General features: G+C 37.4%; 21 protein-coding genes. 7 read left to right on the top strand and 14 right to left on the bottom strand.

Translation table 11 applies throughout. The annotated features are described in order from the left end of the window. Positions 1-93: 93 nt before the first annotated feature. The 4 genes from nadD to AADJ06_RS13345 all read right to left on the bottom strand — a co-directional run bounded on the left by nadD (position 94) and on the right by AADJ06_RS13345 (position 2,315). On the bottom strand, positions 94-666 hold the full coding sequence (nadD, locus tag AADJ06_RS13360) for a nicotinate (nicotinamide) nucleotide adenylyltransferase (protein ID WP_341226968.1): 573 nt from the start codon (positions 664-666) through the stop codon (positions 94-96). A 2-nt stretch (positions 667-668) separates the two neighbouring features. Then, positions 669-1,268, bottom strand: coding sequence for a guanylate kinase (gmk, locus tag AADJ06_RS13355; protein ID WP_341226967.1), 600 nt, complete (start codon positions 1,266-1,268; stop codon positions 669-671). Between the two features lie 80 nt (positions 1,269-1,348). Beyond that, a complete protein-coding gene (locus tag AADJ06_RS13350) occupies positions 1,349-1,666 on the bottom strand; it encodes a hypothetical protein (RefSeq protein ID WP_341226966.1) in 318 nt (105 codons plus the stop codon). Between the two features lie 43 nt (positions 1,667-1,709). Continuing rightward, positions 1,710-2,315: a sigma-70 family RNA polymerase sigma factor gene (locus AADJ06_RS13345; RefSeq protein WP_341226965.1), complete on the bottom strand. Its 606-nt coding sequence runs from the start codon at positions 2,313-2,315 to the stop codon at positions 1,710-1,712. Positions 2,316-2,463: 148 nt separating this feature from the next. Between AADJ06_RS13345 and AADJ06_RS13340 the strand changes: the two genes are divergently transcribed. From AADJ06_RS13340 to AADJ06_RS13325, 4 genes are all read left to right on the top strand, one after another. Further along, on the top strand, positions 2,464-2,994 hold the full coding sequence (locus AADJ06_RS13340; protein WP_341226964.1) for a DinB family protein: 531 nt from the start codon (positions 2,464-2,466) through the stop codon (positions 2,992-2,994). Continuing rightward, a complete protein-coding gene (locus AADJ06_RS13335) occupies positions 2,991-3,701 on the top strand; it encodes a DUF1835 domain-containing protein (RefSeq protein WP_341226963.1) in 711 nt (236 codons plus the stop codon). Before AADJ06_RS13340 ends, AADJ06_RS13335 begins: the two co-directional genes overlap by 4 nt. Beyond that, on the top strand, positions 3,698-4,420 hold the full coding sequence (rluF, locus tag AADJ06_RS13330; protein ID WP_341226962.1) for a 23S rRNA pseudouridine(2604) synthase RluF: 723 nt from the start codon (positions 3,698-3,700) through the stop codon (positions 4,418-4,420). The genes AADJ06_RS13335 and rluF overlap by 4 nt, the downstream gene beginning before the upstream one ends. A 232-nt stretch (positions 4,421-4,652) precedes the next feature. Continuing rightward, the gene (locus tag AADJ06_RS13325) at positions 4,653-4,826 is read left to right on the top strand and encodes a hypothetical protein (RefSeq protein WP_341226961.1); all 174 of its coding nucleotides are present in this window, start codon (positions 4,653-4,655) and stop codon (positions 4,824-4,826) included. A 15-nt stretch (positions 4,827-4,841) separates the two neighbouring features. Here the strand turns inward: AADJ06_RS13325 and AADJ06_RS13320 are convergent, their stop codons facing one another. From AADJ06_RS13320 to AADJ06_RS13305, 4 genes are all read right to left on the bottom strand, one after another. Next, on the bottom strand, positions 4,842-6,146 hold the full coding sequence (locus tag AADJ06_RS13320) for an MFS transporter (RefSeq protein ID WP_341226960.1): 1,305 nt from the start codon (positions 6,144-6,146) through the stop codon (positions 4,842-4,844). A 66-nt stretch (positions 6,147-6,212) separates the two neighbouring features. Further along, the gene (locus tag AADJ06_RS13315; protein ID WP_341226959.1) at positions 6,213-7,571 is read right to left on the bottom strand and encodes a D-arabinono-1,4-lactone oxidase; all 1,359 of its coding nucleotides are present in this window, start codon (positions 7,569-7,571) and stop codon (positions 6,213-6,215) included. Between the two features lie 155 nt (positions 7,572-7,726). Beyond that, complete coding sequence (locus AADJ06_RS13310) at positions 7,727-8,014, bottom strand: type II toxin-antitoxin system RelE/ParE family toxin (RefSeq protein ID WP_341226958.1); 288 nt, start codon at positions 8,012-8,014, stop codon at positions 7,727-7,729. A gap of 7 nt (positions 8,015-8,021) precedes the next feature. Beyond that, positions 8,022-8,240 (bottom strand): tRNA pseudouridine synthase A, encoded by a 219-nt coding sequence (locus tag AADJ06_RS13305; protein WP_341226957.1) that lies wholly within the window; start codon positions 8,238-8,240, stop codon positions 8,022-8,024. A 229-nt stretch (positions 8,241-8,469) separates the two neighbouring features. Here AADJ06_RS13305 and AADJ06_RS13300 point away from each other — a divergent pair, with 229 nt between their 5' ends. From AADJ06_RS13300 to eutC, 3 genes are read left to right on the top strand one after another with little or no spacing between them, the layout of a single operon-like run. Beyond that, positions 8,470-9,801, top strand: a complete 1,332-nt coding sequence (locus AADJ06_RS13300; protein ID WP_341226956.1) for an amino acid permease — start codon at positions 8,470-8,472, stop codon at positions 9,799-9,801. A gap of 7 nt (positions 9,802-9,808) precedes the next feature. Then, positions 9,809-11,185, top strand: a complete 1,377-nt coding sequence (locus tag AADJ06_RS13295) for an ethanolamine ammonia-lyase subunit EutB (RefSeq protein ID WP_341226955.1) — start codon at positions 9,809-9,811, stop codon at positions 11,183-11,185. Then, the gene (gene eutC, locus AADJ06_RS13290) at positions 11,182-11,952 is read left to right on the top strand and encodes an ethanolamine ammonia-lyase subunit EutC (RefSeq protein WP_341226954.1); all 771 of its coding nucleotides are present in this window, start codon (positions 11,182-11,184) and stop codon (positions 11,950-11,952) included. The genes AADJ06_RS13295 and eutC overlap by 4 nt, the downstream gene beginning before the upstream one ends. Before the next feature lie 84 nt (positions 11,953-12,036). On the opposite strand, the gene AADJ06_RS13285 is transcribed toward eutC, so the two are convergent. The 6 genes from AADJ06_RS13285 to AADJ06_RS13260 form a co-directional block, all read right to left on the bottom strand. Continuing rightward, positions 12,037-12,777 carry a hypothetical protein gene (locus AADJ06_RS13285; RefSeq protein WP_341226953.1) on the bottom strand — a complete coding sequence of 247 codons (741 nt, stop codon included), beginning with the start codon at positions 12,775-12,777 and terminating at the stop codon, positions 12,037-12,039. 166 nt (positions 12,778-12,943) lie between these two features. Further along, entirely contained in the window at positions 12,944-13,258 is a 315-nt protein-coding gene (locus AADJ06_RS13280; protein ID WP_341226952.1) for a type II toxin-antitoxin system RelE/ParE family toxin, read from the bottom strand. After that, the gene (locus tag AADJ06_RS13275) at positions 13,243-13,476 is read right to left on the bottom strand and encodes a hypothetical protein (protein WP_341226951.1); all 234 of its coding nucleotides are present in this window, start codon (positions 13,474-13,476) and stop codon (positions 13,243-13,245) included. Before AADJ06_RS13275 ends, AADJ06_RS13280 begins: the two co-directional genes overlap by 16 nt. A gap of 72 nt (positions 13,477-13,548) precedes the next feature. Beyond that, entirely contained in the window at positions 13,549-13,725 is a 177-nt protein-coding gene (locus AADJ06_RS13270) for a hypothetical protein (protein WP_341226950.1), read from the bottom strand. Positions 13,726-13,947: 222 nt separating this feature from the next. Further along, positions 13,948-14,373 (bottom strand): DoxX family protein, encoded by a 426-nt coding sequence (locus AADJ06_RS13265; protein ID WP_341226949.1) that lies wholly within the window; start codon positions 14,371-14,373, stop codon positions 13,948-13,950. Positions 14,374-14,447: 74 nt separating this feature from the next. Further along, positions 14,448-14,918 carry a Crp/Fnr family transcriptional regulator gene (locus tag AADJ06_RS13260; RefSeq protein WP_341226948.1) on the bottom strand — a complete coding sequence of 157 codons (471 nt, stop codon included), beginning with the start codon at positions 14,916-14,918 and terminating at the stop codon, positions 14,448-14,450. Positions 14,919-14,950: the final 32 nt, after the last annotated feature.

The following is a 14,950-nucleotide window of genomic DNA, read 5'->3' as shown; positions in this document are numbered from 1 at the left end:
GGCTACCAAAGTTCCGCCAAATAAGTCGAAGATTGCCATTAAGGTATGTTGTTTTTACCATTATTATGTCCCAAGGGACCTGCCACATTATTATTAGGAATAAAAACCTTTCCACTTAATATACTCCTCCACTTCTTCTTTAACCATGTATTTAATGGATTGCCCATTTTTAATGCAATTTCTGATGAAGGTAGCCGAAATATCTAAAAGTGGAGCGGCCACAAAGCTCACGGAAGGGTGGTCTTTAAAGTTATGCGGTGCCGTATTTGGCCTTTCGTAGACGTAGAGTTTATAATACTCCAAAATCTTATCGTAGTTCTTCCATTTTTCAAACTGCACCAAATTATCCTCTCCCATTATAAGAACAAACTCATGCTGTGGGTGTTTCTCCGCCAAAACTGTTAGCGTATCAATGGTATAGCTTGGCTTTGGGAGATTAAATTCTACGTCAGTAGCCCTAAGTTTGGGATTATCTGCAATGGCTTTTTCTACCATGGTGAGTCTATCAAACTCATGAAGGAGGCCTTTATTCTTTTTGAAGGGGTTTTGAGGCGAAACTATATACCAAACCTCACCCAAATCTGTATGGGTAGCCATGGTGTTTCCTATTATTAAATGCCCGAGATGAATAGGATTAAAAGAACCGAAAAACAGACCTATTTTCATCCTTAAACTCTTAGTGGTTTTTCGTCAAAAATTAAGTCACCACTTTTAAAATCGGCGTAAAGCTTTTCTGCTTTCTTTTGAGAAGATTCTAGTTCATCATTCAGCAGTACTACATCAAATTTGTCTTGAAAAGTCATTTCAAATTTGACTTTGTATAACCTTTTTGACAGACTCTCTTCCGTTTCTGTACCTCTTTGGCGAAGCCTCTGCTCCAAAACCTCCTGAGACGGTACTTTGACAAAAATAGCCAGTGCTTTATCTCCAAAATACTTTTTGAGCTGTAAGCCACCTTTTACGTCTACATCAAAAATGACGTTTTTGCCTTCGGCCCAAAGTCTTTCTATTTCTGTTTTGAGGGTACCGTAATATCCTCCGGGGTAAACCTCCTCCCACTCCACAAATTTGTCGGCTTCTATGCTCGTTCTGAATTCGTCAATGGTTAGGAAGTAGTAATCTTGTCCGTGTACCTCGTTTCTACCTCTTTTATCTCTAGTACAGGCAGATATGGAAAAGCCCAAATCGTTGTTTGAGGCAATTAAATGCTTTACTAATGTAGTTTTCCCCGATCCAGACGGTGCACAAAATATGATGGCTTTTCCCATTGATGTAGTTTTGATTGCACAAAAATAAAAAATCCACTGAAAATCATTCCAGTGGATGCCGTTATACTTGAAAAACTGTTTTAAAAAACAGCCTGAATAACTTTAATTTGAAGTATTGCGAATGCTATAAACAAAGTAGCAAAACCCAACTTCTCTCTAATAGATGAAACAGTAGCTTTTGGACAGCACTTTTTCTCTAACTTAACATTGAGGGCATCTTTAATGCTCTTTTCTAGGTTATGCCCCTCAATACATGGCAAACATGTATCCATCTCGTTTTTGAAGTGTTCCATTTCTTCCTTAGAAGCGGAACCATCTAAAACTGCTTGAATCATCTCCATGCATTTCTCATGGTTTTGGCAGTTATGTTTTACTTCAGAAATTTTTACCTCACTCATTTCAAAAAATTGATTTTATAATACTTTTTAGCAACCGGAACAATTAGCGTAACTCCTTATATCCCATGCTTGTAGCGTAAGAACGCAATTTCTCTTTCAATAAGTTCCTAGCTCTGTGTAATCTAGATCTTACTGTTCCTATAGGTATGTCTAAAATCTTGGCCATTTCTTCATATGTGAAACCTTCTATATCACATAAAATAATAACTGTTCTGAAATCGACTGGTAAACCGTTTAATGACATAGCCACCTCATCTCCAATGAGATCGTGCACCATTTCTGTTCTTAAATCTACCGTGCCGTTATACTGTGGCTCGTCTGCGGAGTTATATACAGACTCTACTTCTTGGTAATCTACTTTAGCTGGTTCTTTACTCTTTTTCCTGTAATCATTGATAAAAGAGTTTTTTAAAATTCTAAAAAGCCATGCTTTAGCATTAGTCCCCTTTTGAAAGGAATTAATAAACCTGAATGCCTTTAAATAGGTGTCTTGAACCAGGTCATTTGCTCCATCTTCGTCGTTTGTTAAACGAAAGGCAAAATTGTACATAGAATCTATATGTGGCATAAATTCACTGTCAAATACCTTATACTTTTCGGTTTCGGAGTACCTTGGTTTTTTATCTAAAACTTCTTCTTCTTCTTCCATAGTTTCACTATTTAGCCCTCTTTCATAATACGATTCCTTTACAAGTAAAGATCCCGACAGCCATTTTAAACTATTTTTTATTTAAAAGGCTTTTATAATTGACAAAAGGATGCCAGTTTAGTTGCTTAACCATCAAAAATAATACCTCATGAGTCAGAAGTGGTCAGATATGCCAGAATTACCAGAGTTCTTTGACAGATACATTAAAAAAGTGGACGATTTGCCATTAAACGAGGCATTCGAATTAAATACGCCACATGACATAATGGCTGATATAGAAAAGTTAAAAGCTCTCGAAGACAAAATTTATGCTCCAGAAAAATGGACTGTTAAAGATATTTTACAGCATATTATAGATACCGAAAGAATTATGATTTACAGAGCATTAAGGTTTGGCAGAAATGACAAAACCGTTTTACCGGGTTTTGAAGAAGATGATTTCGCTAAAAATACGAATGTTTCAAATAGAACCATTGACGAGCTTATGGAAGAATGGGAGAGCGTGAGAGCAGGGAGTCGTACTCTTTTTAAAAGTTTTAATACCGAAATGCTCCAAAGAACTGGCGAAACTTTCGCCAGTAATATTAGTGTACTAGCCCTTGGCTTTGTAATTATTGGCCATGCCAAACATCACTATCAGGTTATAGAAGAACGATATTTCCCAATGCTTACTGCATGAGTGCTGTATACCACATATTAAATGGGGATATGCTTAGGTGGCAAATACCAAAAGAGATTCAAGGTGAAATTATAATATGCAAGGAGGCCCTAGTAGAAGGTGACGTAAATGCTGAAAGTTTAGAAATGCTTTTTGACAAAAGGGCGGCCTATCTTGGTCAATATGAAAACAGTGGCATAGACTATTATAGCGATGTAGTTTCAGAATTCGAGAAGATAATAAACCTTCCTAATAACGCTGATGTCAATTTATGGTTTGAATTTGACCTCTTTTGTCAGGTGAATTTGTGGTTTGTTAGCTCACTGCTAAAGCAGCAAAATATTTATTTGGTCTTGCCACAAAACGAGTCTGGTTTTGGAACAATGAACGCTGAAGAGTTAAAAGATGCTTTATATAAAAGAAGAGCAGTTTCAAGGAAAAACCTCTCATTGTTAAAAGAGTTTTGGCCAGCTTTTCAAACGAATGATTTATCCCAAATGGAAGCTTTAGCTGCTCAGTTAAGAAATCAGTTTTCTTTTCTACTTACCGCAGTCAAAGCAAATGAAAGGCGTTTGAATGGTGACTTAGAGAAATCTATAAAAGAAATACTGTTAAATGAAGAAAACTTAGATTTCCAAGAAGCATTTAAGCAATTTTGCATTCAGGAGCCTTCTTTTGGGTATGCAGACCTCCAGTTTAAAAAGATTTACGACCAACTTACTCAATGACATTAACTAGAATAAATAAGTTTTTAAGCGAAGCGGGGTATTGCTCTAGAAGAGCTGCCGACAAACTCATAGAAGAAGGCCGGGTTACCATAAATGGTGTAGTGCCAGAAATGGGAACTAAAATAGCGGAAGGTGACGAAGTAGCGGTAGATGGCAAACTGATTTCACGACCTAAAGAAGATTTTATATACATAGCCCTCAACAAACCCGTGGGCATAGTTTGCACCACAGATGTAGGCGTAGAAAAAGACAATATCATTGATTTTGTAAATCACCCAAAACGAATTTTTCCGATAGGCCGACTAGACAAACCGAGCGAAGGATTGATATTCCTGACCAATGACGGCGACATGGTTAACAAAATTTTACGTGCCAGAAACAACCACGAAAAGGAATATATAGTGAGCGTCAATAAACCTGTCACAAATAATTTCATCCAAAGAATGGGCATGGGTGTTCCCATTTTAGAGACTATCACTAAGAAATGTTTTGTGGAACAGACAGGTAAATTTGAATTCAAAATTATATTAACACAGGGGCTCAACAGGCAAATTAGAAGAATGTGCGAGCACTTAGATTACAGGGTAACCAAACTAAAAAGGGTGCGTATAATGAATGTCAAATTAGATATGCCTGTAGGGAAATGGCGAAATCTATCAGATAAGGAAATGAGAGAAATTAATAGGTTGGTCGCGGATTCGGCGAAGACTTTTGATTAATATCGTAGCTGAGGATATTTTGTTTTGTCCCTAAGGGACATGTTTTTGATTCCGTTCTTTTTCCTACCGAGGTTTTGTCCCTAAGGGACAAGCTTTTGATTTCGTTCTTTTTCTACCGAGGTGTTGTCCCTAGCGGGACATGCAGAAGGTTTTGGTCAGAATTTCAGTCCCAAAGGACATTTATTGCAACCCTTTTTCGCATTCATGAATAATTCTAATAAATTAAAAGCAAATGGATTCAAAACAGCAAGTTGCAAACAATAGAGAACTCTCATCTGATTGGTGGGAAAGCATATCCCAGTCAGAAAAAGAATCTTATGAGAGAGGTCTAAAAGATTGGAAAGAAGGACGTGTCCAGAGTCATGATGATGTGAAACCGGTTTATCAAAAGTATTTACAAAATTGAAAAACTAAATCCCTATCAATCATAAATATGCTTAGAAGGAATTCTCATAAGAAGCAGAAACCCTATGACAAAAAGCACTAAAATTAACAGCACCGAGTTTCTCATATCGCCCGTTTGCTGAATAATGAAACCAAAAAAGAAGGTTCCTATGGCGGTAGCAGAACGCTCTACTACATCATAAAGACTGAAATATGAAGCCACATCTTTAGTTCCTTCTGGAATTAACTTAGCATAGGTAGACCGAGAAAGAGACTGCACACCACCCATAACTAAACCTACCACAGAGGCTATTACATAAAACTGCTCTGCCGTGGTACATAAATATGCCGCTAAAGGCACAGTTGCCCAAATGGCCACAATCACCCTTAGGGCTATAGTGTTTCCGTATTTCTTTGAAAGAAATGAGGCAAAATAAGAGCCTGGAATAGCCACTAGCTGAATTAACAAGATGGTAATAATTAAGCCTTCCGTAGGTATTTTCAACTCTTTATCTGCAAATAAAGCTGCCACATAAATCACAGTCATCACACCCATATCATACACAAAAAGTGCCGCCAAAAACCTTTTGATAAGCTTCTTGGTACGCATCTCTGTATATACTTTCTTCAGTTCTAGAAAACCCTTCTTAATCCATTGCATCTTAAAAGGCTTGCTCTGGTCTTTTGGCAGATAATAAAAAGGAATTTGAGCAAATAATGCCCACCATATTCCTACGGTAATAAAGGCAATTCGCGATGTAAACCCTGAATCGGAATCGGCTTGAGTAAGGCCAAACAACTCAGGCTTCATTATCATGGCAAGGTTAGTAATCAGTAACAAAACCGAACCTATATAGCCATAGGCAAAACCAGTAGCAGAGGTTTTATCAAACCTATCCTCGGTAACAATATCAGGCAAAAAGGAGTTATAAAACACCACTGAGCCTCCCCAACCGACTAAAGAAAGTCCAAAGGCAATCACAGCAGCAGTAATATTATCTTTAGTAAAAAAGAAAAAATACATACAACTGGCCGCTCCTAGGTAGCAAAAGAATTTCATAAAGAACTTCCTACGTCCGCTATAATCTGCTATTCCTGTTAAAATAGGACTTAAAATCACCAAACTCAATGTAGCCAATGACAATGTATAAGAATACAGCACATCATTATTAATCTCAAAACCTAAGAAATTAATAACATCACCACCATCCGCATTTACGGCAGTGGCATGAAAATAAATAGGGAAAATTACAGAGGTAATGACGAGGTTATGAACGGAGTTGGCCCAGTCATACATACACCATGCACGAATAACCTTCTTTTGGTTTTTTATAAAATCCATATAGTCTAAAGCGTTTGAAAAGGGATGGCAAGATAGGGCAATTGATTTAGAAAATGCCTTAAAACTCTATTTAGACAATATATTCAGATCTAAATAGGCATTTTCAAACTTCTTATTAGGGTCAAACTCCTTCGCAAGTGCTAAAAAGTCGTCCATTCTTTCATAGCGTTTATGCAGGGTCTCTTTATTGATAGAGAATATTTTACCCCAATGACACCTTACACCAAATGGACTTAGTGCGGCTTCAATTTTTGGTAAAAGAGCTCGCACCTCTTTGTCTTTTTGTTTCCAAGTAAAATGAAAAGCTACTGATTCTCTTTTGTACGCCGTACTTAACCACAAATCATCTGCTTTGACAGTTCTTATTTCAGATATCATAAGCTGCGGATTAATCTCCTCTTTCATTTCTTCTATAGCCAAATAGGCCTCCACGGCGTTCTCTCTTGGCACAAAAAACTCAGATTGCAATTCCTCTCCACTACTTGGCGTAAAGCCCATTTTAAAATGCGGCAGTCTTTCATACCAAGGCCCTGCTACACCCATTTGTTCTGTACAGTTTTCGGCAGAAAGTGCTGTAATAGGATGTAAGTTTTTAGTAGCCGCTGTTGCACCAAAATATTCAGCCGGCATATCTTCCGTATTCTCTTCTACTTTACGCTTAATCCAGATTTGACTTACATTGTTATCTAGCCAATCTGTAAATAAACTCACACTATAGCCTGACGACATTATTTCATCAAAATTATCTTTCAAAGCAGATACAGGCAGGTTCTGATAGATATCTTGTCTAACCGAGAATGTAGGAATTATATCTAAAGTCACCTTAGTTACTATTCCTAAAGCACCCAAATTCACCACCATTCCGTTAAACCTATCGCCATCTTTTTCTCTGCTAAAGCTCTGTACTTCGCCGGCCGCATTCACTATTTCAATAGCACTAACAGAAGTGGCCAAATTGCCATTCCCTACACCAGAACCATGCGTAGCAGTAGCCATAGCACCCGCTACCGAAATATGCGGTAAACTAGCTAAATTATGAATAGCATAACCTTTCTGATGAAGTTCTTCTGCAAAGTCTCCGTACCGTACACCAGCCTCCACGGTAACTGTCATCTGCTCCTCATCTATAGATAAGAATTTATTCAGTTTCTTGGTTGAGATTTGGCTCTCTGGGCTGTCTGCAATGTTATTAAAACAATGACATGAGCCTAAAGCCTTTTGTTTCTCTTTTTTAAGTATGAAATCTTGAACCTCCTGCACCGTGGTAGGCTCATAAAGGTTTTTTGCCTTATATTGATAATTTCCCGCCCAATTTTTTCTAATCACTTCTGCTGTTTCTTCTTTTGGTGTACAAGACAATATTGGAGACAAAAAAGTAGCCGCTGCCGCCGCTGAACTGGTCTTAATAAATTCTTTACGCTTCATTTCGATAGGTTTTTTGGAATATTAAAAATGAGAAATGTTTTTACTTTGACCAAATCATTAAGAATACGACTAAGTCAACAGGACTTTATAGAGCACTTGCAAAATAGAAACCCTATGTCTAATAACAGATTTCCTTGCCTAAAACTTAGTGAATATTACTTCAAATCTGTAGGATTCTCTTGAAATTTCACTAAGCCAAAAACCTCAATCACATTCTCATTTATACGGAAAACCACTGTGTACCCTTTAAAAATCAAATCACGAACTAACACATTATCAAAATATATCGATTGCCTGAATTTAAGAGGATTGGGAGGAATGCCTTTTATTTTCTCAATTAAATCTCGTTTCAGCTTTCTAGCGGCAGAAGGATTATCAATAGAAATATACTTTAGCTGCTTTTCAAGTCGGTTTACAAAAGTATCTTTATAAACAATCTTCATGTTTATCTCAAATTACTTCGTTTAATCTATCCTCAAATTCAGTCTGAGAAATAAATTTAGCTTTTCCACTTTCTATTTCTTCCAGTTCTTTTTGAAGGTAGGATTGAGTTGAAACAAAATCTTGATTCTCATTCACTATTTCAATTTCCTCTTTATTGAACTTACTCAACAACCAAAGAAACCTATCATAGACCTTATCGTTTATTCGTAATTGAAGCGTACGCATATCCTCATTATTTTTTAACAAAAATACAAAAAACGACTTGATATTATTCTGAGGTTTACTGCAATCTGATTTTGCGAACTATATAAAATCATAAAACTCATCATCCCTTAATTTTCACAATTAATACTCGCATATTTCTATTCACTAGACCCTTATGCTAAAACAACACCAAATCTTATAAGGGCATCCACATTTTTACCTATCTTTTCTACCAAAATCATGATAAACTATGAGTAATCCTTTGGCTGAGAAAAAACTAGGAGCATTCGCTATTTGGGCTATTGGCGTGGGATTGGTTATTTCTGGCGAGTCCTTTGGCTGGAATATTGGCTGGTCTATCACAGGCCCTAAATTCTTCTTCATTCCGGTATTGCTCACCGCCATTATGTATTATGCCTTGATTCAGGGTTTGATAGAGTTGGCCTGCGTATATCCTGAAGCCGTTGGGCCACAGACTTATGTCAAAAACGCCTTTGGAGCCTCGGCCGGAAGTTTTATATCGCTAGCCATACTGTTTGAGTTTCTCTTTGCTACTCCTGCGGTGGCTAGTTCTCTGGGTGAATATCTTGGTTTTCTTCAAAACGACCTCAGTATAGCTAACTGGGTAGCCACTATCTTTATCGCTCTCTTTTGTGTGGTTAATCTTTTTGACCTCAGCATTAGCATTCTCTTTACCATCGGCCTTACTATTCTAGCTATTTTAGAACTGACCATTTATGAAAGCTCCGTCATAAGCTCTTTTAAAATTGATAATCTAGTAAATAATTCCTTTGGCGAATTCAATTTCCTATCACTTATAAAAGCCATGCCTTTTGCTATATGGTTGTTATTGGCCATTGAAGGTATTTCATTGATGACTAACAACATCAAAAAAGAAGGTTTCAGAAAACATCTAACCAGAGGCTATCAAGCTGCATTTTGGACTTTGATTCTTTTAGCAGTTAGCGTTTTATTATTGGCAGGTGCGGGTATTAATTGGAATGCAGAAAACTGGGCCATTATCAGTCAAGATAATCACCCCATGCCTGCTTCTTTGGCATTAATTCTATCTAAAGAACATGCCATCGTTCAGATATTTACATTCATCGGGCTTTTTGGTTTAATTGCTTCTTTGCAAGGTGTGGGCTTGGCTGCCACTACGCAGTTAGAAACTTTTTTGAACTTCCCATCGCTCTCCAAAAAGTCAAAAAGAGCCTTAGCCTCTTTCCTCGTTTTTGCATTGAGCACTTTTGCTATTTGGGGCAGCCATACTTCTTATCTCATTGAATTATCTGTTTTCGGAGCGGTTTTTATGTATTTCGGCGTGAGTATTTCACTTTTCAAGATCAGAAAAAATAATAAACTAAAAGGTTTTGAAGGCTTATCAAACGACCCGAAATTAAACTTCAAACACAGTGATTTCAAAAAAGGAAAGTCTATACTCTTTAGTGTACTAGCGGCCCTTATTTCACTCTTTTGCCTCTTATCTTTAGCATATTTACAGTTTTGGGCCTTTGTTTCTTTCCTAGTTTTAGGCATGGTTTATATAATCTTTCTTAATTTCAGGAAGTCAAAAACCTAAGCCCTACATGCCTTATAAGTTCTCACTGGGAAAAATCACTTACGCCTTTAAAGACCTAAAAACTTTGATGGCAAAGGCAACGCCTTTTAGAACTGGTGATGCCTTGGCAGGACTTACCGCTAACACAAATCAGGAAAGAATAGCGGCTCAGTACACCTTGAGTGACTTACCACTCAAAACATTTTTAGAAGAGCCCCTCATTCCTTACGAAAAAGACGAAGTTACCCGTCTAATTATAGACGACCATGACAAAACCGCCTTCTCCCCTATTTCTCATTTTACAGTTGGTGAGCTTAGAGATTGGCTACTGACACATGAGGTAGATAATGCTCTTATAAAACGCATAGCGGCAGGTTTGACACCCGAAATGGTAGCAGCGGTTTCTAAACTTATGCGAAACCAGGACTTGATAGCTGTCGCTCAAAAATGTGAGAATATCTCAAAATTTAGGAGCACCGTAGGTCAAAAAGGAAGGCTATCGGTCAGGCTACAGCCCAATAATCCAACAGACAATAGTAAAGGTATAGCCGCGAGCATTATTGATGGTTTAATGTATGGCTGTGGTGATGCCGTGATAGGTATAAATCCTGCTACCGACAGCCCCGAAAGCACATCTAAGCTCCTCAAGATGCTGGAGGAAATCAGGGTGAAATTTGAGATACCTACGCAAAGTTGTATTCTATCGCATGTCACTACCACCTTAGAAATCATAGACAAAGCTCCTGTAGATTTAGTTTTTCAATCCATAGCAGGAACAGAAAAAGCGAATAGTTCTTTCGGTATTAATCTTTCGATTTTAAAAGAAGCCAATGAGGCTGCCAAAACTTTAAATCGTGGCACCATCGGAAATCAGGTTATGTATTTTGAAACGGGTCAAGGTTCAGCCTTATCGGCCAATGCACATCATGGCATAGACCAACAAACCTGTGAAGCCAGAGCCTATGCGGTAGCACGAAAATTTGACCCATTTTTGGTCAATTCTGTGGTAGGATTTATTGGCCCAGAATACTTATACGATGGCAAACAGATTATCAGAGCAGCTTTAGAAGACCATTTTTGTGCTAAATTAATGGGATTACCCATGGGCATGGATGTGTGCTATACCAACCATGCCGAAGCCGACCAAGACGACATGGATAACCTGCTGACGCTTTTAGGCGTGGCCGGCGTAAACTTCATTATGGGCGTGCCGGGTGCTGATGACATCATGCTGAACTATCAATCCACCTCTTTTCATGATGCCCTTTATTTACGAAAGGTTTTAGGCAAAAAGCCTTCGCCAGAGTTTGAGGCATGGCTCCTAAAAATGGGCATTATGAATCAAGAAGGACAACGACTCCTCATAGAAAATTCTCATAAACTTTTAACGGGAATTAAAGTATGAGAAAGGCTATCATTTCGGAAGACCCTTGGTCAAAATTGAGAACATTGAGCAAAGCTAGAATTGCTCTTGGTCATGTGGGTGGAAGCTTGCCATTGCGAGAAGTTTTAGATTTTAAACTTGCTCATGCTAACGCCAAAGATGCTATTGACTCTAGTTTAAATACAGAGAGTTTACTCGGTCAATTAAAAACCTTTGGCTTGCCAATTTTTCAAGTCAGTAGTCAAATATCCGATCGAAAAGAATTTCTCAAAAGACCTGATTTGGGCAGAAGACTTTCAACCGAATCTGTAGATGATTTAAAAGAATCAAAACAGACTTTTGACCTAATTATCATTCTAGCCGATGGCCTTTCCGCAGAAGCCATAAATACCCATGCGGTAGAAACGCTTCAAAATTTGCTTCCTAAAATACTGGAGAAATATAGTGTAGCCATAATATTGGCCTCACAAGCTCGTGTGGCATTAGCCGACGAGATAGGAAGTTTACTCTCCGCCAAAATGACGGCCATTTTTATAGGCGAAAGACCAGGACTTTCCTCCCCTAAAAGTATGGGAATTTACACTACCTATAAACCCGCCATTGGCCTGACAGACGAAAGCAGGAACTGCATTTCAAATATCCATGAAGATGGCCTCAGCTATCATGAAGCAGCCGAAATTCTACATTATTTAATCAATGAGTCTTTTAGAAGGCAGCTAAGTGGGGTTAATTTGAAGTTGGATTTGGGCAGATTGGACTTGGGGGAGACTACTGTTCTACCTAAATGAGCTTTAATAGTTAACTGTATGTATTTCTTATATAAGAAGTGGAGTTGCGGAGTCCCTAACGGAGACTCCGTTTGAGGAAAACCATTAAGATTCCTTTTTAATTTTAACAACAAAAAACTCTTCTTCATTATCTGGCCAAATTGCCACGCCACCGTTTTGTATTGATTTTAAAGCTTCAATTTTCTTTATTAGTAGTTCCTTTTTCTCTCCGCCATTTTTTAGAACAGTTTTAATAAACTTTTCAGTTGAGCGTACTAGTACATCTTCTATTACATTATCAAATTCAAACAGTAGTTCTTTTAAATCAAATTTTCGATAATTATTATTCGAATCAGAGGTCTGAATCGGATATTTATCAATTAACGCTCGTTGAATTTGATGAGGATTCTTCCTACCATTATCGAGATAATCAACAGTATGTGCACCAACTATATGTCTAAATTCAACAAATCTACTATTCTCAATTCTTGCAACCTCTTTTTTTTTATTTGGAAGTTTTATTAGTTCTATAAAAGCCAGCACAGCTGACTTTTGAAGATAGATAGAATTAGTTATACCGTACAATCTCAAATATTGCTCTCCGTAATCTCTAATTTTTGTTGGACCACCTAGACCAAATTTAATAAAATTCTCTTTTGCAAGTTCAGTATCAGATAAAACGTCCATTACACTGCATAAAACGTTCCATCCATTCTTATCGTCAAATTTCATTTTGCTTATGATACCAGAATTGAAATCTTCACTTTTAATTCCCTTCGCAACTTGATTTGCAAGTTCTCGAATTATTTTTTCGCATTTCAATATAATAGATGTCTCGTTAATCATGAAGTACAGTTTAAATCAGGTCATGTATAAAATCCGAAAAAGTACTACCCAACTGCGAGGTTAAAAACGCAGCCATTTGCCTTATTTTCAGAAAACGAACTCCTTAACCTTACTTCTTCCAAAAAAGCAAGGAATAAATAGGTAGTCTCAAACTTTGATTATTCGCTCAATTTTTTGAGTCCTTTATAATGGAACTAAGCCTTTCTGGATTCTGTCTAGTGTCCCAAATTGTCAAGATGAATATGGTTGTTTCATCTTCTTCAAAAATAATTTTATAGTCCCTAACTATTTTCACGTTAGTTTCAAGATAGTCAGTTCTCCTCCTACCAAATGGGCTTTCAGATAGCCATCTAACTGATTCGCTAAAAAGTTTATTGAGCTTTCTAGGATATGCGTTCGACTTATTTCTATTCAACCAATACCTTAAAATACTACTCCTATCTTCTTTAGCTCTTTTAGACCAAATTATGCGTTTAGCCACAGGTCTATTTCATTTTCAACTTCTTCATTAGTGTGGTATTCCCCATTTTTCAGCTGCTCGCTAGCTTCATCTACAGCAGATTTCTGGTCTTTTGTTAGCTTTAATAGTTCAGTGTTAGTCTCAAATTCAATCAAAGCCAACACTTCTTCCAACAAGTAGTCCTCTTTGACAGTTGCTATCTTTTTAAGAACTCTTTCCTTTAAATCGATTGTAGACATATTCAAAATGTTTTATACTAAGATAAACGGTTTATATTAAACTCTCGTTTCTTCAATGCTTTTTCTTCCTAACTAATCCCTTTCCTCCAAAAGAAGCTCAATAGGCAAATGTTCACTAAAACCAGCCTCATTAAAAGTGCTTTTACTGCTTGGTCTTCCAAATCTTATGGGGGTATTATAATCTCCTTTGACCAGTTCTGGGTAGGTCAGAAGGTTTGTAATATCCCCGAAGATGGCCTCAGCTATCAACAGCCGAAATTCTACATTTTTTAATAAATGAATCTTTTAGAAGGCAGCTAAGTGGGGTTAATTTGAAGTTGGATTTGGGCCGATTGGACTTGGGGGAGGTAACTACACTACCTAAATAGATTTAATAGTTAGATGTATGTTATTCCAATTCATTAAAAGTGGAATTGCGGAGTCTCTGGCGGAGACTCCGCAAAGGGAAATTGAGCTCAAACAACCTTACTATTAGCTCTTAGCCAGAATTGGTGCTTTCTTACTTCTTCCCCATGCTATAAATAAGGCAATTGCTATGAGAACAACATTCATTCCTATGCTTGAAAACTCACCTCTTGATGCATGAAAACCTGCCGCCAATATCATTACCACCGCAAGACCTAAGCCTGCCCACACAGTTAATAAAGGCTTTATACGTAAAATAGAAGGTAACAATAATCCTAAACCACCTAAGAGCTCACTGATACCAATAAACCTAACTAGAGCCAACGGAGTAGATGTAACCCATGGAAGTGATTCTGCTAAGGCTTCTACTGGTTGAGTGGTTTTCATTAATCCAGCCATAATAAACATGGCCGCTAATAAACCTTGTGCAATCCATAACCCTATATTAATTGCCTTGTTGTTTTTTTGATTTGTCATTTTCTTTTTTTTCATTAATTATGGGCACAAAATTCTTACATCTATGAAACCTGTGCCTTGATGTACATCAAGAAATGACAATTGTCTATTTATTTTTGAGAAAGCTCATTTCTTACCCTGCTTAAGGCTTCTGGGGTAATTCCCAGGTAAGAGGCAATCATTTTTAGCGGAACCCTTTGGATGATTTTTGGGTATGTTTCTATAAAATGCTCATACCTTTCTCTAGCATTTGAGCTCATTAGCATTACTATCCTGTTTTGCATGGTATTTAATCTCCTTAGCAAAACTTTTAGGTCCGGCCCATTTTGCAATAATTCCTCTTTGGTAGTAACATTTATCACGGAGTCTTCTATGGCATCTATAAATAATTGACAAGGTATCTGAGGCTCTGAAGTATCCGCCACTAACCAGTTTTCTGGTCCAAACATATAGATATGTTCTTTCCCTTTATCGTCTATGGTATAACTGCGTAATAAGCCGCTCTCCACTATGTATGCCTTACTGTTTATCTCACCTTTTCTTTGTAAGATGTCTCCTTTCTTAACTGCTATTTTTTTCATTAAAAGCTAAATTCAGGTCAAAAATGGAATGC

The sequence above is a fragment of the uncultured Arcticibacterium sp. genome, assembly GCF_964021845.1.
Lineage (GTDB): Bacteria > Bacteroidota > Bacteroidia > Cytophagales > Spirosomataceae > Arcticibacterium.
This window is presented reverse-complemented; position numbering and strand designations above follow the sequence as displayed.